The sequence below is a fragment of the Lactobacillus sp. UMNPBX19 genome (genome assembly GCF_002553805.1).
Taxonomy (GTDB): domain Bacteria; phylum Bacillota; class Bacilli; order Lactobacillales; family Lactobacillaceae; genus Lactobacillus.
On the sequence record NZ_PCYR01000010.1, the window covers coordinates 43,296 to 66,000 of the forward strand.

At 34.9% G+C, this 22,705-nt stretch carries 18 protein-coding genes and 2 pseudogenes; 16 read left to right on the forward strand and 4 right to left on the reverse strand.

Going from position 1 to position 22,705, the window contains the following annotated elements:
• The first annotated feature begins 380 nt into the window (after positions 1 to 380).
• The gene (locus tag CP370_RS04485; protein WP_087713249.1) at positions 381 to 1,004 is read left to right on the forward strand and encodes a hypothetical protein; all 624 of its coding nucleotides are present in this window, start codon (positions 381 to 383) and stop codon (positions 1,002 to 1,004) included.
• Positions 1,005 to 1,082: 78 nt separating this feature from the next.
• Here the strand turns inward: CP370_RS04485 and CP370_RS04490 are convergent, their stop codons facing one another.
• Positions 1,083 to 2,075: a GMP reductase gene (locus CP370_RS04490; RefSeq protein ID WP_012845708.1), complete on the reverse strand. Its 993-nt coding sequence runs from the start codon at positions 2,073 to 2,075 to the stop codon at positions 1,083 to 1,085.
• 190 nt (positions 2,076 to 2,265) lie between these two features.
• Here CP370_RS04490 and CP370_RS04495 point away from each other — a divergent pair, with 190 nt between their 5' ends.
• From CP370_RS04495 to CP370_RS04510, 4 genes and pseudogenes are all read left to right on the forward strand, one after another.
• Positions 2,266 to 3,555: an adenylosuccinate synthase gene (locus CP370_RS04495; protein WP_087285090.1), complete on the forward strand. Its 1,290-nt coding sequence runs from the start codon at positions 2,266 to 2,268 to the stop codon at positions 3,553 to 3,555.
• 3 nt (positions 3,556 to 3,558) lie between these two features.
• Positions 3,559 to 4,854 carry an adenylosuccinate lyase gene (gene purB, locus CP370_RS04500; RefSeq protein WP_087713248.1) on the forward strand — a complete coding sequence of 432 codons (1,296 nt, stop codon included), beginning with the start codon at positions 3,559 to 3,561 and terminating at the stop codon, positions 4,852 to 4,854.
• Between the two features lie 76 nt (positions 4,855 to 4,930).
• On the forward strand, positions 4,931 to 5,380 hold the full coding sequence (locus tag CP370_RS04505; RefSeq protein ID WP_087713247.1) for a bis(5'-nucleosyl)-tetraphosphatase: 450 nt from the start codon (positions 4,931 to 4,933) through the stop codon (positions 5,378 to 5,380).
• A gap of 605 nt (positions 5,381 to 5,985) precedes the next feature.
• A pseudogene (locus CP370_RS04510) lies at positions 5,986 to 7,172 on the forward strand (CoA transferase).
• 70 nt (positions 7,173 to 7,242) lie between these two features.
• On the opposite strand, the gene CP370_RS04515 reads toward CP370_RS04510, so the two are convergent.
• Positions 7,243 to 8,100, reverse strand: a complete 858-nt coding sequence (locus CP370_RS04515; RefSeq protein WP_087713246.1) for an AraC family transcriptional regulator — start codon at positions 8,098 to 8,100, stop codon at positions 7,243 to 7,245.
• Positions 8,101 to 8,225: 125 nt separating this feature from the next.
• Here CP370_RS04515 and bglX point away from each other — a divergent pair, with 125 nt between their 5' ends.
• The 3 genes from bglX (at position 8,226) to CP370_RS04530 (ending at position 14,165) form a co-directional block, all read left to right on the forward strand.
• The gene (bglX, locus tag CP370_RS04520) at positions 8,226 to 10,454 is read left to right on the forward strand and encodes a beta-glucosidase BglX (protein WP_087713245.1); all 2,229 of its coding nucleotides are present in this window, start codon (positions 8,226 to 8,228) and stop codon (positions 10,452 to 10,454) included.
• A gap of 96 nt (positions 10,455 to 10,550) precedes the next feature.
• Positions 10,551 to 12,518, forward strand: coding sequence for a sucrose-specific PTS transporter subunit IIBC (locus CP370_RS04525; protein ID WP_087713244.1), 1,968 nt, complete (start codon positions 10,551 to 10,553; stop codon positions 12,516 to 12,518).
• Between the two features lie 120 nt (positions 12,519 to 12,638).
• Entirely contained in the window at positions 12,639 to 14,165 is a 1,527-nt protein-coding gene (locus CP370_RS04530) for a sucrose-6-phosphate hydrolase (RefSeq protein WP_087713243.1), read from the forward strand.
• 64 nt (positions 14,166 to 14,229) lie between these two features.
• Here CP370_RS04530 and CP370_RS04535 read toward each other — a convergent pair whose 3' ends face one another.
• A complete protein-coding gene (locus tag CP370_RS04535; protein ID WP_087713242.1) occupies positions 14,230 to 16,161 on the reverse strand; it encodes an ABC-F family ATP-binding cassette domain-containing protein in 1,932 nt (643 codons plus the stop codon).
• Positions 16,162 to 16,325: 164 nt separating this feature from the next.
• Here CP370_RS04535 and CP370_RS04540 point away from each other — a divergent pair, with 164 nt between their 5' ends.
• From CP370_RS04540 to CP370_RS04560, 5 genes are all read left to right on the forward strand, one after another.
• Entirely contained in the window at positions 16,326 to 16,970 is a 645-nt protein-coding gene (locus tag CP370_RS04540) for a redox-sensing transcriptional repressor Rex (protein WP_003647732.1), read from the forward strand.
• Positions 16,971 to 17,109: 139 nt separating this feature from the next.
• Positions 17,110 to 17,676, forward strand: coding sequence for a TIGR00730 family Rossman fold protein (locus CP370_RS04545; RefSeq protein WP_087713241.1), 567 nt, complete (start codon positions 17,110 to 17,112; stop codon positions 17,674 to 17,676).
• Positions 17,677 to 17,797: 121 nt separating this feature from the next.
• Complete coding sequence (locus CP370_RS10205) at positions 17,798 to 17,923, forward strand: PTS sugar transporter subunit IIC (RefSeq protein ID WP_087713240.1); 126 nt, start codon at positions 17,798 to 17,800, stop codon at positions 17,921 to 17,923.
• 159 nt (positions 17,924 to 18,082) lie between these two features.
• Entirely contained in the window at positions 18,083 to 18,541 is a 459-nt protein-coding gene (locus tag CP370_RS04555) for a LytTR family DNA-binding domain-containing protein (RefSeq protein WP_087713239.1), read from the forward strand.
• Positions 18,538 to 19,296 carry a hypothetical protein gene (locus CP370_RS04560; protein ID WP_087713238.1) on the forward strand — a complete coding sequence of 253 codons (759 nt, stop codon included), beginning with the start codon at positions 18,538 to 18,540 and terminating at the stop codon, positions 19,294 to 19,296. The genes CP370_RS04555 and CP370_RS04560 overlap by 4 nt, the downstream gene beginning before the upstream one ends.
• Before the next feature lie 188 nt (positions 19,297 to 19,484).
• Here CP370_RS04560 and CP370_RS09845 read toward each other — a convergent pair whose 3' ends face one another.
• Positions 19,485 to 19,637, reverse strand: a complete 153-nt coding sequence (locus tag CP370_RS09845; protein WP_164475324.1) for a hypothetical protein — start codon at positions 19,635 to 19,637, stop codon at positions 19,485 to 19,487.
• 322 nt (positions 19,638 to 19,959) lie between these two features.
• Between CP370_RS09845 and groES the strand changes: the two genes are divergently transcribed.
• The 3 genes and pseudogenes from groES to CP370_RS04575 form a co-directional block, all read left to right on the forward strand.
• Positions 19,960 to 20,244 carry a co-chaperone GroES gene (gene groES / locus CP370_RS04565; protein ID WP_003647727.1) on the forward strand — a complete coding sequence of 95 codons (285 nt, stop codon included), beginning with the start codon at positions 19,960 to 19,962 and terminating at the stop codon, positions 20,242 to 20,244.
• 30 nt (positions 20,245 to 20,274) lie between these two features.
• Entirely contained in the window at positions 20,275 to 21,906 is a 1,632-nt protein-coding gene (gene groL, locus CP370_RS04570) for a chaperonin GroEL (RefSeq protein ID WP_004895687.1), read from the forward strand.
• Between the two features lie 273 nt (positions 21,907 to 22,179).
• A pseudogene (locus CP370_RS04575) lies at positions 22,180 to 22,650 on the forward strand (hypothetical protein); the annotation flags it as partial.
• Between the last annotated feature and the right edge of the window lie 55 nt (positions 22,651 to 22,705).

The window sequence follows — 22,705 nt, forward strand, 5'->3', positions numbered from 1 at the left end:
ATTGCAGTTCACATCTTCATTCCTAATTGCGATTACGCAGAAAAAGGTCCAAAGTCAGTTTTGAAACGCGAAAACACGGTAGATGATTATCGCGCCTTCTTTATAGGAGGTGATTTAAACAGTCTAAAATGGAAATAGGCTGTTAACTCCAAAGAATAAATAACAGTTTGATTTTTTATTAGGGTGAAAGCTCTAATCCACTTATCTTTTATTTTATTTTTACATAAAATATCGTTTAACATTTTTCATTGAAAACAAGCAACTGAAATGGTTGCTTGTTTTTTGTGTTTAATAACAAAAAAGTCCTTATTCTGCCTATGAATAAGGAATATTGTTATATAAGAAGTGAAAGATCAATAATCTTGAGGAGAAAATTTATTATGAAAGATGAAGTTCAAGCTCCACAAGAGGAAACTCCTAATACATATTGGCGTTGGCTAGTAGAGTCATGGCGCTATCCTCTCGGCCACAACCTAGGGGAAAAGTGGTACGGAGTCGTTACCTTATTAGGTGAAGATATTGTATTATTCATTGGTTTAGCTATTACTATTAATTATATTGCTAATATGTTTGATATTAGGCTGATCCATCATGCATCAGGGTTTACCTTCTGGGCAATCGTAATTCTGTTCTGTGTTCAGATTATTACGATTCTTTGTTCCATGTTTGGTCACTTGTTCGTGTTCGGCAGTACCGGCGGCTTTTGGCAGTGTGTCAACAAGGTTGCACAAGTAACTAACTGGAACTTCTGGATTGTAATTTGTGCATTCTTATTCTTAATCCTAAGCTTAAGTTCAGGCTTGCTTGGATTTGGAGAGGCTTTAGTCTGGATCTTCTATGCACTGTTTTCTTTAGGTTCATTCTTACTGGTTGTTTGTCCTGATCCAGGAACCGAAAAGATGATCCACGATCCATTCTGGGGTGCAGTAATTTACCTAGTAATGATTGTTGTCATCTATGCTATTATTTGGGGCTTAGCCTTCAGCATTATGATCAACTTGTAGAAATATTAAACAAAAAAGATGTCGTTTAATCAACGCGTAGTGCGAAGATTAACGACATCTTTTTTGTTGTGAGGGTTATTATTTATCTCCATCAAAGATAGAAGACTTAACAATAACATAATCTACTACTCTGATTGCACTTAGATCTTTTCCACCAGCATAAGAAATTGAAGACTGGAGATCTTCTTGCATCTCACGCAAAGTATCTTTAATTGAGCCGCGGTATGGAACTAACATTTGCTTACCTTCAACATTGCGGTAGGCGCCTTTTTGAACTTCAGAAGCTGAACCCCAGTATTGCTTATAACGTTTACCATCAATAGTAATTAAGTTACCAGGGGATTCTTCATGACCAGCAAAAAGTGAGCCAATCATAACCATTGAAGCACCGAAACGAACAGACTTAGCGATATCACCATTGTGGCGAATTCCGCCATCGGCAATTAAAGGCTTTCTAGCGGCTTTAGAACACATTCTAAGCGCTGCTAATTGCCAGCCACCAGTACCAAAGCCGGTCTTAAGCTTTGTAATGCAGGCTCTACCAGGTCCAACGCCAACCTTAGTTGCGTCAGCTCCAGCATTTTCTAATTCACGAACTGCTTCAGGAGTAGCAATATTACCAGCCGTTAAGAAGGTATCAGGTAATTTTTCCTTAATGTACTTGATCATTTTAATGACATAGTCGGAATGACCATGTGCTACATCAATTGTTGTATATTCTGGAATAATGTTTTCCTTAGCAAGATAGTCGATGAAGTCGTATTCGCTATCCTTAATTCCAACTGAAATTGAAGCAAATAATCCCTTATCATGCATCATTTTAATGAAGTCGGCGCGTTTTTCTGGGTAAAAACGGTGCATAACATAATAGTAGCCATTTTCTGCAAGCCAGATGGCTAAATCCTCGTCAATAACACTTTCCATGTTTGCGGGAACAACTGGGATTTTAAATGTTCGACTTCCGAATTTAACTCCTGTGTTAGCTTCTTTCCGGCTCTTAATAATACATTTATTGGGTACAAGTTGGATGTCATCGTAATCGAAAGCTTCCATACTAAAATAATTGCTCATTTAATTTACCTCGTGCTCTTTAAAAACTACATGAGTTAATATACGGGTGAAGTTAGCTAAAGTCAAGAATAAAAATGAATATTTATTTTATTGATTATTAAAAATGTTCGGAAATAAATTGACTATTAAGATATAGATTGTTAAACTAGTCTTCGGTTTTAAGAAAATGATTTTTATGAGGTGAAATCAAATGACAGCAATAGCAGTTGTAGGTAGTCAATGGGGCGACGAAGGAAAGGGTAAAATTACTGATTTCTTAAGTAAAGAAGCAGCAATGGCTGTTCGTTCAAATGGTGGTAATAATGCCGGCCACACAATTGAAATCGGTGATAAGACTTTCAAGATGCGCCTAATTCCATCTGGAATTTTTGCTGCTAAGAAGGGTGCTGTAATTGGTAATGGTGTAGTTATCAATCCAGAAGTAATGTTCGGAGAATTAGATAACCTTGAAAAAGAAGGTATCGACATCAGCGGCTTGAAGATTTCTAACCGCGCACACATTATTATGCCTTACCACATTTTGCAAGATACTTATCAAGAAGAAGCAAAGGGTGACAAGAAGATCGGAACTACCAAGAATGGTATCGGTCCTTGTTACATGGATAAGGCTTCAAGAACTGGTATCCGTGTTTGCGATTTACTTGAAAGAGATACTTTTGAAGAGAAGTTACGTACTAATTTAGCTGAAAAGAATGCTTTATTCACTAAGGTTTACGGTAAGCCTGAACTTAAATTTGAAGACATCTTTGAAAAGTACCTTGAATACGGTCAAAAGATGAAGAAATACGTTACTGATACCTCAGTAGTTGTAAACGATGCTTTAGACAACGACGAAAAAGTTCTTTTTGAAGGTGCACAGGGAGTAATGCTTGATATTGATGAAGGTACTTACCCATACGTAACTTCTTCAAACACTATTTCAGGTGGAATTGCTTCTGGTATCGGAATGGGTGCTAACCGCTTAGATACTGTTATTGGTGTCTGCAAGGCTTACACCACTCGTGTTGGTGAAGGACCATTCCCAACTGAATTATTAGATGAAGTTGGTGATCGCATTCGTGAAACTGCTCATGAATACGGTACTGTTACTGGTCGTCCACGTCGTGTTGGTTGGTTTGATTCAGTTGCTCTTCGTCACGCTAAACGTGTTGCTGGTATCAATGCTTTAAGTTTGAACTTATTAGATGTCTTTTCTGGTTTTGACAAGATTAAGATTGCCACTGCTTACGAACTTGATGGTGAAAAGATTGACTACTACCCAGCAAGTTTGAAGGAATTATACAAATGTAAGCCAGTTTACGAAGAACTTCCTGCATGGGAAGAAGATATTACCAATGTAAAGACTTGGGAAGATTTACCAGAAAACGCTAAGAAGTTCTTGAACCGCGTTTCTGAATTAGTGGGTGTTCCTTTAGTTACTGTTTCAGTTGGTCCTGACCGTGAACAAACTATTGTTTTGAAGAATCCTTGGGAAATGTAATTTATGTTAGAACGTTATACTCGTCCAGAAATGGGCAAAATTTGGTCCTTAAAAAATAAATACGCTGCTTGGTTAAAGGTAGAAATCGCGGCAACTAACGCTTGGGCAGAACTTGGCGAAGTGCCAGAAGCAGATGCTAAGAAGATTGCAGACAATGCTTCTTTTACTGTTGAGCGTGTTTCAGAACTTGAAGCCATTACTCATCATGATGTGGTTGCTTTTACTAGAACAGTTTCTGAAAGCTTAGGTGAAGAGAAGAAGTGGGTTCACTTCGGCTTAACTTCAACTGATGTTGTTGATACTGCACAAGGTTATATCTTGAAGCAAGCTAATGAGATCATTTTGAAAGACTTAGAAGCTTTAAAAGAAACTATTGCAGATAAGGCTAGAAAATATAAATACACTGTTGAAATGGGACGCACTCATGGTGTTCAAGCAGAACCAACTACTTTTGGTTTGAAGCTTGCTCGCTGGTATGCCGAGATTAACCGTGATATTGAACGCTTTAAAGCAGCCGCTAAAGATGTAGAATCTGGTAAGATTTCTGGTGCCGTTGGTACTTTTGCCAATGTTCCACCAGCAGTTGAAACTAGCGTTTTAAAGCAACTAGGTTTAACTCAGCAACCAGTTACTAGTCAGGTTTTGCCAAGAGACTTACATGCATACTACATTGCTACGATTGCTTTAATTGCTACAAGTATTGAAAATTGGGCAACAGAAATTCGTGGTTTGCAACGTAGTGAAATTCATGAAGTTGAAGAACACTTTAGAGCTGGTCAAAAGGGCTCTTCTGCAATGCCTCATAAGCATAATCCAATCGGCTCAGAAAACTTATCTGGTATGGCTAGAGTAATGCGCGGCTACATGGTTCCAGCTTATGAAGATGTTGCTTTATGGCATGAGAGAGATATTTCTCATTCAAGTGCTGAGCGTGTAATTTTACCTGATGCAACCATTGGAATTGATTACATGTTAAACCGTTTCAACCGTATCTTAACCAACTTAGATGTTTTCCCAGAAACAATGCTCAAGAATATGGATCGTACTTATGGTTTGATCTATTCACAACGTGTGCTTTTAAAGTTAATTGATGAAGCAGGTTTATCACGTGAAAAGGCTTATGACATGGTGCAAAAGCTTGCTAATAAGTCTTGGCAAGAACAAACTTCATTTAGAAAGTTAATTGAAGAAAGTGAAGTTATGAACTACTTGTCTGAAGAAGATCTAGACAATGCTTTTGATTATCACTATCACTTGAAGCATGTTGATGAAATTTTTGAAAAGTGCGGCTTAGATTAAGATAGAAGTAAGAACGTTTTGTTAGATATAATTGTGTCTGACAAGGCGTTTTTTATTTTGGAAGAGAGAGAACATCATGAAATATGAACATTCAGCAGGTGCAATTATCTGGCGCAAGAAAAATAACGAAATCCAATATTTATTAATTCAAAGTCAGCCTTATAAGCAATTCAAGAGTGCTTGGGCATTTTCAAAGGGCCATCTTGAAGCAGATGAGACAGAACGGGATGCTGCAAAGAGAGAAGTCTTTGAAGAAGTAGGATTAAAGCCTGAATTTGATTTTGATTTTCATGAGAGTTATTCATATCAAGTTACTTCAGAAAGTGAAAAGACTGTAACTTTATTTTTAGCAAAATACAATCCTGATCAGAAAATAAAACGTCAAGAAAGTGAAATTAGGCAGACTGCTTGGCTAAACTATGAAGATGCACAAAAAAGAATCAGAGAGCAAAACTTTAAGGAATTTAGTTTTGAAGATTTAGCTTTGATTTTAGCAAAAGCTAATACTTATTTAATTAACTATTAGGAATAAAAGGTGTTCCCCTTAATTTATTTCTATTTTTTAGTTTTGAAGTAACTGCATAAGAAAATTCAAAAGTAGACAATAACTAAAAGAAATTATATAATAGCAAAAGAAAAGGAGTTAGTGACTGCTACTCACTAACTCCAATCGTAACTTAAGTATGACTGTGTTGCTAGCTAATCCTTGTGATTAGCTTTTTTTATTATTGCGTAAGCTTTTGCAATACGTATGGCACAAGTACCAAGAGCACCTAAGCTAATGCTTACTGCAATAGCAAAAGAAATCACTTGGCAGTCTAACTCTCCAGTCTATCCAATTATGCATAAGCTTCCACCTCCGTAACTTAAACTATTTGAGGAGTGTGTAGCCATGCTAAAAAGTCACTAAGTTCTAACAAGAGCTACCTGTTATATTGAACCTAATGTTTATTCTACTAAAAAATTTTTATATAACATACACCAGTAGGAAGAAAAAGACTACTTCTGCTGAATTATTTACTTTAAATCTTGACAAGTTCAAAGCCGTCGATATCAAACGGCTTTTTATTTTGCACATTTTTATCTAAAATAAGACTTGAATACAGTTAAAACAAGAAAGTGTATATAAAAATGTCAGAACCAAATTATGCCTAGTTAGAAGCAAATAATCCTCATTTAGATAAAGATAAGCCATATCCACTAGCAGGAATCTTAGTTGTGGACTTCACCCATGTCTTGTCAGATCCAACTTGTACAAGAATGCTTGCCGACGCAGGTGCACGAGTAATTCATATTGAAAGAAAAACAGGGGATGATACCCGCCACATGGGCCCATACATTGCAGATGGTTCAAGTGAATATTTCAGAATCTGCAATGCAGGAAAAGAATCAATTGCCTTAGATTTGAAAGATCCAAAAGATCATGCCTTAGCTGAAAAAATGATTGCCAAGGCAGATGTTGTTGTAGAAAACTTCCGTCCAGGTGTTATGGCGCGTTTAGGTTTTGCTCCAGAAGAAATGGTGAAGAAGTATCCTAAATTAATTTTTGCATCTGTTTCTGGATTTGAACAATATGGACCTTGGTCAAAACAAGCTGCTTACGATACCATTATTCAAGCTGTTTCGGGATTAATGGATGCTACAGGCGAGCCGAACGGTAAACCAACACGTGTTGAAACTTCAGTTTCTGATGTTGTTGCTGGAATCATGGGTTATAGCGCGATTACCACTGCCTTAGTGGCAAGAGAACGCACTGGAAAAGGAATCACAATAGATGTTTCAATGTTAGATTCTACTTTTTCCTTAATGGTGCAGGACTTGATGCTTGCTCTTGGGCCACATGAAGTACCACACAGAATTGGCAATCGTATCCTGATATGTATCCGTTTGATACTTTTGATTGCCAAGATCAGCCAATTGCCATTTGTTGAGGTAACGATCATTTATGGGGATTATTATCTAATGCATTAGGGCATGAAGAATGGATTAATCAAGCAGATTTTAAGACAAATGATTTGTGTGAGAAAAACTGGCAAGAAGTTGAGAATGCGATGCAAGCTGTGCTTAAAACTAGGACTGCCACAGAATGGGATGAAATTTTGCATAAAGCAGGGGTGCCAGCTGACTTAGTTTTGAATGTGGATAAGACTAGACGCCTTGATCAAATTATTGAGCGCGGGATGGTTAAGACGCTACCTGATGGCAATGAAGTTTTAGGTTCACCACTTAAATATGGAACTTGGAATTCATATGGTTTACAAAAAGATGCACCGAAATTGAATGAACAGGGTAAACAGATTCGTAAAGAATTTGAATAAAAATAGACATGAAAAAAGATCAAGATTTTCTATTTTTTGAGAATCTTAATCTTTTTTTATGGTTAAAAATTTATTCTTTTAGTTGGTTAAAAGCCTCTTCTGGCGTGCAATTATAAACCTTTTTGAATGCATTATAAAGGTTTCGATAGCATTTAAATCCTGATTTTTCTGCAATTTTTTCTATATTTAAATTGCTTTGCAAACTAAGCCGAAGTGATTGCTCAAGTCTAAGTGATGTTAAATAATCAGAGAAAGAGTGGTCCAAATTTTTTCTGATTAATCGAGAACAATAAGCTACTGAATAGCCAAAATGATCAGCAACCATGTGTAAACTGATATTTTCTGTGTAGTGTTTTGAAACGAAGTCAATAAATTCATTGAGAAAAAGAATATTTTTATTAGTGGAGCAATGTGTCACAACTAAATAATTCTTTATGAGTTCTTGTAGAATCTGTAGGCCTAAGATATAAATAGATAAATTAATAGAAATGTCTTTATCTTGTGTTTCAAGAGCTTTTACTAAATTTATGATATTTGCTGACAAGGTTAAAGATGAAATAGAATTAAGATTGGAATTAAATTGAAAAAACTGCTGAAATTTTCCATTAGTAATTAAATTTAGAAATGTGAATGGATATTGTATACAAAGAATATGGCTATTTTTAAGCGCATTAGTTGAATGAATTACACATGGGTTGATAATAATAAATTGATTTTGATTAATTTCTTGGAGCTTTCCATTGATAGTGGTGTTCATTTTACCACTTAGAACAAAAAGAATTTCAGTGCTTTCATGCCAATGTGATGGAATGATTCTTGATGAATCTCTGGAGCGAAAAGAGAAAGCTTTAAATGGTGCAATTGACTTATTTAAAATTTGTTCGTGAGTTATTTTCATAATACAAAAATTGTTTCTTTCTTTTATCATGTGGCTGTTTTTAGTGTAGATGTAAATATTTTACATATAAGTAGTAACATTCTGGTATTTATTGTAAGCGGTTAATTATCTAAAATCTATAGTGAAAAGGATAAATAAATATATCGAGGATAAAAATGAAACAAGAGAAAATATTTACATTATTAAATGAAATGTCACTAGATGAAAAAATTGGTCAATTAATTCAGCTATCTGGAGAATTCTTTTCAGCTTCTGATATTTCTATTGGTCCGATTGAAAAATTGGGTATTTCTAAAAAGATGGTTAATTTATGTGGATCAGCATTAAATATTGTAGGTGCGGAAAATGTTCGCAGAGTACAAAATCAACAAATGCAGAAGCAGCCACATCATATACCGATGCTGTTCATGTCAGATGTTATTTATGGCTTTAAAACTATCTTTCCAATTCCCTTAGGTTTAGGAAGTTCATGGAACCCAAAATTAGTAAAAAGAGCATACTCTGTTGCTGCCGAAGAAGCATCAGCATCGGGTAATCAAGTAGCATTTGCACCCATGGTAGATGTTGTGCATGATGCGAGATGGGGAAGAGTTTTAGAGTCGCCAGGTGAAGATCCATATTTAAATTCTGTTTACTCTGAAAATATGGTTGAAGGTTTGCAAGAAAATCTTGCAAATAAAACAGGTCAAGTAGCATGTATAAAGCACTACGCTGCTTATGGAGCCGTGGAAGCTGGACGGGAATACAATCAAGTTGATATGTCTTTAAGTAATTTATATCAAAATTTCTTGCCACCTTATAGAGCTGGCGTAAAAGCTGGGGCAGGAATGGTTATGACTGCATTAACAACTTTAAATGGGGTGCCCTCTACAGCAGATAATTGGTTGTTGTCAGATGTACTACGTAAAAAATGGAAATTCAACGGTATTATAATTTCTGATTATGCATCTATTTATGAATTAATTAAGCATGGTTTTGCACGAGATTCAACTGATGCTGCTTTAAAAGCTATGGATGCAGGCGTAGATATCGATATGAAATCTCCTTGTTATGCAAATGGCCTGCATGATTTGGTGACTAATGGAATGCTAGATGAAAGAAAAATAAATAATGCAGTTCTCAAAGTACTAAATTTAAAAAATCAATTAGGATTATTTGAAAAACCATGCTTTGGTGCGTCTGTTGAAAAAGAAAAAAATAGTATACTTACTCCTCAAAAACGTAAATTAGCACGAAAATTGGCTCAAGAATCATTAGTTTTAATTCAAAATAAAAATAGTATATTACCTCTGAAGAAAGATGCAAAAGTTGCTTTAATTGGTCCTTATGCCAATAGTCAAAAATTAATTGGTATGTGGGCAATTCATGGAAATTCAAGAGATACTGTAACAATAGCTGATGGATTAGGACAATATACTAATAATTTAACTGTAAATCATGGGACAGACTTGTGTCGTGATAAAGCACTATTAAAAAAGCTAGGTTTTTTAACAGAGAAAGATATTAATAAAATTGTATCTTCACCGGAAAAAGAAAGAATAAATATTCAGAATGCAATTAAAGCTGCAAAAGCAGCTGATACTATCGTTTTAACATTAGGTGAAGAAACATATGAAGCAGGAGAAGCTGGTGCTAAGACAAACTTAAATATTGCACCAAATCAATTGAAATTATTGGATAAATTATCTCAATTAAATAAACCAATAATTTTAGTACTCATTAGTGGGAGACCGTTAGTACTGACAAAAGTTAAAGATAAGGTCGATGTAATACTGGAAAGTTGGTTTCCTGGTACTGAAGGTGGAAATGCAATTGCAGATATACTATTTGGCAAGGTAAATCCTTCAGGAAGATTAACTATGAGCTTTCCATATGCTTCAGCTCAAGAGCCGTTGTATTACAATCATCTGTCTACAGGAAGACCAGAGAGTAACTCTCAACATGTTGGTAGATTTGTATCTAAGTACATTGATGCACCGGCTAAAGCTTTATATCCATTTGGCTATGGACTTTCGTATGGAAAAATAAAGTATTCAAATTTAACTATTTCTTCTGATCGACTATTTCTGGATAGGCCTATAAAAATTTCAATAGATATTGAGAATTTAAGTGATTATGATCGAAAAGAAACTATACAGTTATATATCCATCAAGAAACAGCGAGTATCGTTCAGCCAGTTAAGCGGTTAATAGATTTTACCAAGATTGCTATATCAGGTCATTCAAGTCAACATGTAGAATTTTATATAAATGCAAATCAATTGTCATTTTATGACAATATGGGCAGGTCCCATAAAGAAAGTAGCAAAATACATGTTTACGTTGGTACTAATGGAGTTCAGTTATTAGAAGGAAAATTTGATTTTATAAATAAAATGTCATAATTTTACATATTAGATGTAACAGAAATGTATTTAATCATATATGATAAGCGCTTACAATAATTGGCGTAAGGGATGTAAAAGAAATGGAGAAAGAAAATGTCTAGTAAAGAAAACCAAAAGATAGCTGAGGAGGTTATAGCCGCCATTGGTGGCAAAGAAAATATCGTTTCTTTAGCCCACTGTGCTACCAGATTAAGAATAGTTGTAAAAGACCGTGAAAAGGTAAATGAAAAAGCACTGGATAAAATTGATAAGGCAAAAGGATACTTTTTTACAGCTGGACAATATCAAATTATTTTTGGTACTGGTTTAGTAAATGATGTTTATGAAGCGGTAAAAGAAGAAGGCGTTTCTACAACATCTAAAGATGAGTTAAATGATGTAGCTGCAGAACAGTCGGGATGGTTTCAACGATCGATAAGAATGTTTGCAGATGTCTTTGTACCAATTATCCCTGCTTTAGTTGCAACAGGGCTTTTTATGGGGTTGCAAGGTTTATTAACACAACCATCTCTTTTAAAGATGATGGGAATGTCAGCTAAATCAATTCCCGTTCAATTTACTACTTACTTTAATATTTTGACTGGAACGGCTTTTAGTTTTTTACCAGTTTTAATTTGTTGGTCTGCATTTAGAGTTTTTGGTGGTAGTCCAATTTTGGGTATTTTACTGGGGTTAATGCTAGTTAATCCTGCTTTACCATCAGCATGGGATGTTGCCCAAGGGAAAGTTGCTCCATTAATGTTTTTTGGCTTTATTCCAGTTGCTGGCTATCAAGCTTCAGTTTTACCAGCTTTTATTTTAGGATTTATTGGAGCAAAAACTGAAAAGTGGATCCATAAACATGTTATCAGTTCTCTTGATTTAATCGTTACTCCATTTGCCACATTATTAGTTGGAAGTATTTTAGGATTACTTTGCGTTGGTCCAATCTTCAGAATTGTTGAGCAAGGCATTTTACATGCAGCAGAATGGATAGTTCAATTACCATTTGGATTAGGTGGACTGATCTGGGGAGCTGTTTGTCAGATGATTGTTGTTACTGGATTACACCATGCACTAAACTTAGTAGAAATCCAGTTATTAGCCAATACTCACTGGAATCCCGTAAATCCAATTGGATCCGCTGCTATTGCCGCACAAGCCGGAGCTGCCTTGGCTGTAGCTTTACGAATTCATTCAAATAAAATGAAACAAATTGCATATCCATCAACAATTTCAGCTTTACTAGGTATCACTGAACCAGCAATTTATGGTGTAAATATTAAATATATCAAACCATTCTTATTTGGCTGTATTGGTGGTGGTGTCGGTGGATTTCTTTCAAGTATTTTAAATTTGAAAGCTACTGGTATGTCAATAACTGTTATCCCAGGTATATTATTATTTTTGAATCAACAACTTCCATTATATATTTTAGTTTGTGTAGTTGGTTTTGGAGTGGCATTTGGGCTAACTTACGTTTATTATGGCAAACATGCATTTGATAGTAATGATAAAAATAGCCAAAAAGAAGATATAGAGAAAAAACAAAATACTTTTACACAAGAGCCTAGTCACGTATCAGACGAAGTAATAGATGCTCCTGTTAGTGGTAAAATTGAAGCTTTAAATTTAGTTTCTGATAAAGCTTTTGCTTCGGGAATGATGGGAAAAGGAATAGCTATTGAACCATCATCAAATAATATAGTTTCTCCTGTAAATGGAACAATTACTGTGGCTTATCCAACAGGTCATGCATATGGAGTTAAGTCAGATGATGGTGCGGAAATTCTCATTCATCTAGGTATAGATACAGTAAATCTAAAAGGAAAAGGCTTTAGCACTGTAGTAAAGCAGGGACAAAAGGTAAATAAGGGTGAATTGCTTGGAACATATGATTATAAAGAAATAGGCGAAAAAGGTTATGACAATATAGTTATAGTTTTGATTACCAACTCAAAGGATTATGCAGAAGTTGATCCAATTGCTTCTGGAGATGTTAAAGCACAACAAAAATTAATTGTTCTAACTGAACCTACAATGACTGCGCAAGTAAAAGGTACTGTGAATGAAATGAATTAATAAGTATTAAGTGCAAGAGAGCTAATTGTATCAGTACTTCCCCCCCTCTTTTTAGTTAGATACATTTAGCTTTCTTTTTTATCAAAATGAGTGCGTTAAAAATGATTAATAGAGTTAAAAATGATTAATAGAAGAAAACAATTTGAATACCTAGTTTCAAATCTAAAAGATATTCCTGAAGAAAATTTGCTCAAAGAAAAAAATAGTGTAAAAAGATCACCATATCATCAAAGAATTCATATTGAGAGCTTATTTGGCATGTTGGGTGATCCAAATGGTTTTTCATATTTTAATGGGTACTATCATTTATTTCACCAATGGTTTCCGATGAAATATAGTATGAATCCAAATTATTTTCAACAGGGATGGTTTCACTGGAAATCGAAAAATTTGGTTGATTGGAGACCGGTTGGCGAAGTAATGAACAATGATACTGTATTTGATAAGTATGGAGTATATTCAGGAAGTGCTATCCCAATCAATAATAAATTGTTCCTTATGTACAATGGTAATTCTTGGACTAATACTGATACAGATGATTGGCATAGAGTTCCGTGTCAATTAGGAGCCTACATGGACGAAAATGATAATGTAGCCAAAATGATGTATCCATTAATTAAAGGACCAATTTCTGGTTATACAGGTCACTTTCGAGATCCTAAAATTTTTAAGAAAAATGGTAAATATTATTCAATAATAGGCGTACAAACAAAAGCCAAAACTGGTACTGTCCTAATTTATGAAAGTCAGAATTTAAAAAGTTGGAACAAAGTTGGTGAGGTTAAAACTAATTTTGAAAAAAAAGGCTATATGTGGGAATGCCCAGATTATTTTGAACTAGATAATAAAGGAGTGCTGTTGTTTTGTCCGCAGGGATTGCAGAGCAAAGGAAATCAATTTTTAAATGCATTTCAAGCATGTTATGCCATTGGAAATAAATTGGATTTTAGAAACTTATATTTTAAAAGTAAAGAGTATGAAGAAATAGATTCAGGTTTTGATTTTTATGCGCCTCAGACCATGAGCACACCTGATGGAAGACGTATTTTAAGCGCATGGATGAGCATTATGAATTCAAATTCCCCACTAATTAAATATCATTATGATGGATGCTTAATTTTTCCAAGAGAATTATCAATAAGAAATGGCAAACTTATTCAAAAACCGGTAAATGAGATAATAAAATTATATACAACTGATTACATGGAGAATAAAATAATCAGTAAAAATCAGGAGATTGTTGCTGGCTTAATTAATTGTAGAGATATTAAATTTGATATTTTTACTAAAGATAATAATGCTATAAGTATAATTGACTTGTTCGCTAATAGAGAAAATACGAGTCATTTGCGTTTAGTTTTAGATAAGATAAAAAATAGATTTATAGTGCAAAGAATTAAAACTGGTATAGAATTTGAAGACGAATTTGGAACTGAAAGAAGCTGCAATCTGAAGGCTGAAAAATCTATTAGCATACGAATAATCCAGGATATATCATCTGCAGAGATATTTATTAACAATGGAGAAAATGTTTTTACAATGCGTGTATTTGTTCCTAAAGATCAATATCATATTTTTGTGAAAAATTTAAACGGAGAAGTGAAGGTTCAATATAAAATTCATCAATTAAGAGAAATGAATAGCTAATATATAAAATAAACATGAAAAAAGATCAAGATTTTCTATTTTTTGAGAATCTTGATCTTTTACTTTATTCAAATTCATCTAATGCTTCTAAGGCATTTTCCCAGTCATTATTTGCTTGCTCGAGTTGTTCTTGAACAGCAGATAATTTTTCTTGAAGTGGTCCGAGTTTTTCAAATGAAGCCGCAATATCAGGATTGGCCATTTCAGTTTGAATTTCTTGTTCTTCTGCTTCGAGCTTTTCAATTCGAGCCTCGGCATCGCTAACTGCACGTTCTAGTTTTCTCTTTTGAGAATCGCGTGCCTTTTGTTCTTGGTAAGACAGCTTACCCTTATTTTGACTAACCGAGGGGGTAGTTTCAGTTTCTGCTTTTTGTGCTTCCGCTTCTTGAACTGCAGCAGCTTGTTTAGCTTTTTCATCTAAGTAGTAAGAATAATTACCATTATAGATCTTAGCGTGACCATCACGAACTGAAATAATCTTATTAGCTAACTCGTTAATAAAGTAACGGTCGTGAGAAACAAAGAGAAGAGTGCCGTCATAAGTATTTAAGGCTTGTTCAAGCACTTCTTTTGCTTCAATATCTAAGTGGTTAGTTGGCTCGTCCATTAGCAAGAAGTTGTCTTTTTCAAGAGACAAAACAGTTAAAGTTAAACGAGCTTTTTGTCCACCAGATAATTGACCAACAGTCTTATCAATATCTTCAGCAGTAAATAAGAAGGAAGCTAAGATTGAGCGAACGTCTTTTTCTGGCATCGTCTTGTGACGATCCCAAATGGTATCAAGAACAGTCTTTGAAGGATCAAGACTTTGAAGTTCTTGGTCGTAATAACCAATGTCTAAACTAGCACCATACTTAATTGAACCATCTTTAGGTTCAAGTTTTTTCATAATTGTTTTAAGTAGGGTAGACTTACCAATTCCGTTTGGTCCGATAATTGCAACACGGTCATTTTTATTAACTTGAAAGTCAATGTCAGAAACCATTGTTTTATCTGGATAACCGATAGTTAAGTCTTTGGCAATTAAGACTTCTTTTCCTGAAGGACGGTCACTAGTAAAGTTAATACGAACTTTTTGCTTGTGCTTAGGTGGCTTAATTCGCTCCATCTTGTCTAAAGCCTTACGTCTACTCTGAGCACGTTTAGTAGTTGAAGCACGAACTAAGTTCTTTTGGATGAACTCTTCTTCTTTTTTGATCTTTTCTTGTTGCTTCTCATAGGCAGCTTCTTGCTGGTTATTCATCAATTCACGTTCTTTAACGTATTGACTATAGTTACCTTTAAAGGTAGTTAGTTTTCCAAAGTTTAATTCAAAGATTTGGTTAGCTAAGTGATCTAAGAAGTACTGGTCGTGAGAAACAGTGATAATTGCGCCTTGGTAGTTCTTCAAAAATGCTTCTAACCAATCTAAAGTATCTAAGTCAAGATAGTTAGTAGGTTCGTCTAGCAAGAGAACTGGTGGCTTTTGCAACAGTAATTTCACAAAAGCAAGGCGCGTTTTTTCACCACCGGAAAGAGTTCCGATAACTTTCTGCCAGGTATTTTCTTTAAAATTAAAACCGTTGAGAATGCTCTTAATTTCAGCTTGATAAGTAAAGCCGCCTTCTTGTTCAAAGTCGTATGCAAGCTGGTCATAGCGCTTGAGCAGGTCTTCATCTTCAGGATGTTCAGCAATTTGTTCCTGCATTTTAGTGATGCGCTTATTCTTTTCAATTAAATTATCAAAGACAGTAAGCATTTCATCCCAGATAGTCTTATCTTCATCTAGGGCATTTTCCTGGGCGATATAGCCGACTTTAAATCCCTTATTAATGGTAAATTGACCACTAGTAGGTTCTTGCTGGCCAGTCATAATCTTTAATAAGGTAGTTTTTCCGGCTCCGTTAGGACCAACCAGACCGATTCTGGCATTATCAGGAACAGAAAAAGAAATGTTACTGAAAATAGTATTGCCTCCGAAACGTTGTTCGAGGTCTTGAGCTTGTGCAATAATCATAGTTTGTTCTCCTAGAACTTATTTTAACATAGCAAATGTTTTAAATTTTATGAAAATATTATCTTTGTGAAAATTGTTTCTTGATTTATCCTTGAAGAATGCCTATTATTAGTTTGATTAGTAAATATTTCACATCTTTATTTTATGAAAGAAAGAGGCCTCTCATGGATGAAATTAAGATTCCTAAGGCTACCGCTAGACGCTTGCCACTTTATTACCGCTATTTGATTTTTTTAAATGATGAAGGAAAAGAAAAAGTATCTTCAACTGAACTTGCTGAAGCTGTTCAGGTAGATAGTGCTTCAATTCGTCGAGACTTTTCTTATTTTGGTGCTTTAGGTAAGCGTGGATACGGTTATGACGTTAAGAACTTACTTAATTTCTTTAAAAAGATTTTAAATCAAGATACCTTAACCAATGTTGCCTTGGTTGGTGTTGGTAACATGGGTCATGCGCTTTTAAATTATAACTTTAAGCGTACTAATAATATCAGAATTAGTGCCGCTTTTGACATTAATCCTGAAATTACTGGCACAATTATGTCAGGTGTGCCTGTTTATGACATGAGTGAGATGAAGAAGCAATTGCGTGAACAACAGATTACCATTGCTATTCTCTGTGTTCCCCAAACGGCAGCCCAAAAGACAGCGAATGAAATGTTTGACGCTGGAATTAAGGGAATTATGAACTTCACGCCGCTTCGTTTATCTGCTCCATCTAGTGTTCGGGTTCAAAATGTTGACTTAGCAACTGAACTGCAAACTTTAATTTACTTTTTGGATTCAGATAAAGATAAGAACAAAAAATAATTTACTATAATATAGTCCTTTTGCACAAGTTTAGGTAGGCTTGTGTATTTTTTATGCGCTTTTATTTGTAATTAAAGAGAAAATAATTTTAAGATAGATGAGATAGACAAAGTAATGAGATAGAAATCAGGTAGATAAAATGATTAAAAAACTTGCAGTATACTGTGGTGCCAGGGCTGGAAATCGTCCTGAATACACCAAGGCTGCCTATAATTTTGGTAAGAAAATGGCCGACCACCAAATTGAATTAGTCTATGGTGGCGGAAAGTTCGGCTTAATGCGGGCAGTTGCAGACGGTGTTTTAGAAAATGGTGGTATCGTCCACGGCATTATTACTGAAGAATTAAAGAATCGCGGAGCTGCTTACGACGAAGTACAGGATTTTCGTGTAGTACCTAATATGGATAAGCGAAAAGATACCATGATGAATCTAGCAGATGGAATGGTAGCTTTACCTGGGAGTATTGGAACTTTAGAAGAAATAAGTCAGGCTATTTCTTGGACCGCAATTGGTGACAATGCCAAGCCAGTAGCTTTTTATAATTATAAAGGTTTCTATGATTATCTAGATAAACTCCTTAAGCGAATGAATCAAGATGATTTTTTGGAGAATATCTATTTAGATGCAATTTATTTTGGAACCGATTTTGATAAAATTCTGCAATTTATGGAAGACTATCAAGCACCTGCTTATCGGAAGTATTAATAAAAGACTGACTAAGGTAGAGAAAAAGTATGAAATTAAAGCTGTCGCAGCAGCTCAAGTGGAAGATATTATTGAAAAAGATGCACCAGATTGTATCTTAATTGGACCATAAATTAAGTATATGGAAGACCATCTTAAGGAGGATGCAAGTAAGCACGATATACCCTTAGAAGCAATTAGGATGCAAGATTATGGCACAATGAATGGTAAAAATGTAATTGACCAAGCCGAGCGATTACTAGGTTAAAGCCTAAAAGAAGTATGAAACAAGATCCCCATCTTGATTCATACTTCTTTTTTTGACCACTTAGAACTATAAAATGACCACTTAGTTAATTTCACTAGATTTTAATCTTACATTCATGTTTAATATAATTATCGAAAATGAAACAAGGAAGTGAGAATTGTGAAAGTTAAGCTTGAACTTGATCCGGATCAGAAAGAAACAGAAATAACCATTCATGCTGGTCAGTTAACACCTGAAATAGAAAGAATCTATCAACAGCTTCAAATGGATTCAGATCATCCTGACCAAATTGAAGGAATGATGGACAACACTTCCTACTATTTAAGTATTAATGATATTTTGTTTTTTGAAACAGATGATAAGCAAGTAATGGCGCACACGACTAGGAATGCATATTTTGTTAAATATAAATTATATGAATTAGAAAACCTATTAGGTGGACAGTTCATGCGAATATCAAAATCGACAATTTTAAATTTAGATCAGATTTATGCTATTACTAAATCGATCTCTAATTGTCAGATTAAATTTCATGATTCATATAAGACAGTCTATGTTTCTAGACGATATTATCGAGATTTAAATGATAGATTAAAAGAGAGAAGGGTATTATCATGAGAAAGGCCAGTTTTGGAAGGGTTCTTTGGGGCTTAGGCCTGCTTGCAGCAGCAGCATTTTTAGTTTTAGATCAGTTGCATTTAATTCCAGTAGAATTAGGGTTCTGGACAATTTTTTGGACCGTAGTATTTGCGGCAACATTAATTACTTCCTTAATTAATAGAAGTTTAGGTGGGACAATTTTTTCAATTGCATTTTTATTAATTATCTATGCAAAGCCTCTTCATATTGAAAGTATTGTTCCTTGGACAGTGCTTTTAGCAGCATTTTTGGTTTGGGGAGGTTTAAGATTAATCTTCAAAAAAAGTTGGAAGCCAACTGTAATTATTAATGGTGAAAAAGTCAGTACTAATTGGTCTGACTTAAAGGCACCTCATAAATTTAAGGCTGAACATGTATTTTCTGATACAACAAGTTCAGATAATGGTGACAATATTGTAATTAGCGAAAAAATGTCTTCTACCTCACGTTATGTTCATTCACAGCATTTAGAGACAGTAACGATAAATGTTTCAATGGGAGACGTTAATGTCTACCTTGATTCAGCAAAACCAGCTGGGGATGAAGTGATTGCTAACGTGAATATGTCAATGGGAGAGCTAACCCTCTACATTCCAACGTCTTGGCGAGTAGACAATCAATTAAATCAAGGTTTTAATGATATTACTATTGATGGTGATCAACCAGCAGAGGGTCCAACCTTAGTGCTTCAAGGCCGCGCCAATGTGGGAGATATTACTGTTAAGAGAGTTTAATATATTATTGTTTCAATTTGAAAGAAAAATAAAAAAGAAGTAAACTATTTATAGCAAAAAAAAGAGAGAGCTACTGGTAATAGCTCTCTCAAAGCACAAGCCGCTAAAATGCGGTGGTAAAGTATCAAGACAAACTAAAAGCTGCTATCAACTGTCCCAAAAGTTATCAAGCGGCTTTTTAGTTTGCTCTATTTTTTCTTCCACAAGTCGTGGATAGACTTTATTAGTCTTTTTACAGCTTGCGCCAACTTGTTTGTATCATTTACTAGTTTTATTAAAGCTAGAACAATACAGTCTAAGAGACCAATAAAGATAAAGACAGCACCAAAAAAGGCTGTCATAAAGCAAAGTGTACCTCCCTTCAGTAAGACTCTGAACAACAGTTATTACACCATTGGCATCATCCTCTCAAACGAAAGTACCACCGCATATTTAACTTTTTGTGCTTGTTTAATTTTATCAAAAAATTACCAAAATTAATCTACATTTATGAGTAAATTAGCACTTTTTAGCACTCTGATGATAAAAGTGCTAATTTTTGTGTTTAAATACTTGCTTTTCTTTTATAAACAATGTACTATCGTAATTGTAAGTTAGCACTTATAATATATGAGTGCTAAGTAATATAATTATAGATTTAAATTATGTACAGGAGGGACTAACGTGTTACAACCAATCGGTGATCGCGTGATCGTTAAAGTAAAAGACGAAGAAGAAGAAAAAGTTGGAGGCATTGTCCTGGCTTCTAACGCTAAAGAAAAGCCTCAAATGGGCGAAATTATTGCCGTAGGAAATGGTAAGCGCAACGCAAATGGCGACTTAATTCCTATGTCAGTTGCAAAAGGTGAAACTGTATTCTTTGATAAATACTCTGGCACTAACTTGAAGTACGAAGGCGAAAAGTACTTAGTTCTTCGTGAAAGCGACTTATTAGCTGTCGTTAAGTAATAAAATTTGAAATAAAAGGTGGCATATAATATGGCTAAAGAGATTAAATTTTCTGAAAATGCAAGACACTCATTATTAAAAGGTGTTGATAAATTAGCAGATACTGTTAAGACAACTTTAGGACCTAAGGGTAGAAATGTTGTTTTGGAAAAGAGTTATGGTGCTCCTGACATTACTAACGATGGTGTTACTATCGCCAAAAGTATTGAATTAGAAAACCATTTTGAAAACATGGGTGCAAAGCTTGTTTCTGAAGCTGCACAAAAGACTAACGACATTGCTGGTGACGGTACTACTACTGCTACTGTTTTAACTCAAGCAATCGTTCGTGAAGGTATGAAGAACGTTACTGCTGGTGCAAACCCTGTTGGTATTCGTCGTGGTATTGAAATTGCTACTAAGGCAGCTGTTGACGAATTACACAAGATTAGCCACAAGGTAAGTACTAAGGACGAAATTGCTCAAGTTGCTTCTGTTTCATCAGCTTCAACTGAAGTTGGTAACTTAATCGCTGACGCAATGGAAAAAGTTGGTCACGATGGTGTTATTACTATTGAAGAATCAAAGGGTATTGATACTGAACTTTCAGTAGTTGAAGGTATGCAATTCGATCGTGGTTACTTATCACAATACATGGTAACTGACAACGACAAGATGGAAGCAGACTTAGACAACCCTTACATTTTGATTACTGACAAGAAGATTTCTAACATTCAAGATATCTTGCCATTATTACAAGAAATCGTTCAACAAGGTAAGAGCTTATTAATCATTGCTGATGATGTTGATGGTGAAGCTCTTCCAACTCTTGTTTTGAACAAGATCCGTGGTACTTTCAACGTTGTTGCTGTTAAGGCTCCTGGCTTTGGTGACCGTCGTAAGGCAATGCTTGAAGATATCGCTATCTTAACTGGTGGTACTGTAATTTCTTCAGACTTAGGTCTTGAATTAAAGGACACTAAGATTGATCAATTAGGTAAGGCTGGCAAGGTTACTGTAACCAAGGATTCAACTACTATTGTTGAAGGTGCTGGTTCTAAGGAAGCTATTGCAGAACGTGTAGATCAAATTAAGAAGCAAATTGCTGATACTACTTCAGACTTTGACCGTGAAAAATTACAAGAACGTCTTGCTAAACTTGCTGGTGGTGTTGCTGTTATCAAGGTTGGTGCTGCTACTGAAACTGAATTAAAGGAAAGAAAGTACAGAATCGAAGATGCTTTGAACGCAACCCGTGCCGCTGTTGAAGAAGGTTACGTTGCTGGTGGTGGTACTGCATTAGTTGATGTTATGAAGTCCATCCAAGATACTGTTAAGGGTGACAGCGAAGACGCAGAAACTGGTGTTAAGATTGTTATGAAAGCTTTAGGCGCTCCTGTACGTCAAATTGCTGAAAACGCTGGTAAAGATGGTGCTGTTATCTTAGACCACTTAGAACATGAAGACCCAGAAGTTGGTTACAATGCTGCAACTAACAAGTGGGAAAACATGGTTAAGGCTGGTATTATCGACCCAACTAAGGTAACTCGTTCAGCACTTCAAAATGCTGCTTCAATTGCTGCCTTGTTATTAACTACTGAAGCTGTTGTTGCTGACGCTCCAGAAGATGACAAGAACCAAGCTCCTGCAGCTCCAAACCCAGGTATGGGTATGGGAATGTAATTTAGAAACTAATTACATTTACTAATTTAATAGATTGATAAAACACTCCATGATTTTTGATGATCATGGAGTGTTTTTGTGTAAAAATAAATTGTTTTTTAATGAAAATCCCATTTTATATAGTGTAATCTAATAAAAATATTAAATAAGGAGGATCAAATTATGCCGGCAGTAGTATTAAATGCTCATCAAAATTTACAAGACAATAAATAATAGATGAGCGGAGAATAATTACAATTCATTTTGTTGAATCCGTTCATCCAGGAGGACAAAATGAATCACGTTAAAAAATTAAATCAGTACTTCAAAGAATTAGCTAGAACTTATAACTTATTCTTTAAATCAGCACCTCTAATTGCGACTTTGGTTTTATTATTAGTTGTAATGGTGCCGCAGAGTATTTCTTATTACCGTATTCAGCAGCAATCATTTGAGACAATGGTTGAAAGAAGCAAGAATGCGAGATACTTACATTACTATAGTAGTTTGTTGTTAGACCGCAGGGATGCTAAAGAAGTTCGACTTTTCAATATGTTTCCTAAAATTATTGAAAAGTATATGACCTTATTTGAGCAGACTAAAAGGGATGTAAATCAAATTCGTAAAAAGCAACTCGCTGTTAGCTCAGTATTTGTTCTTCTAACTGTTGGAGTGTTTGGTTACGGTTTTTATTGGTTTACTAACTCGGTAAGAACGGGTGCTCTAGAAGTTGGCGTTTTGTTAATGTTTGTTTCTGTAATTGGTTCGTAAATTGCAATAATAACTTGAACACTTTTGTTTAGGCTGTTTGATAGATGCG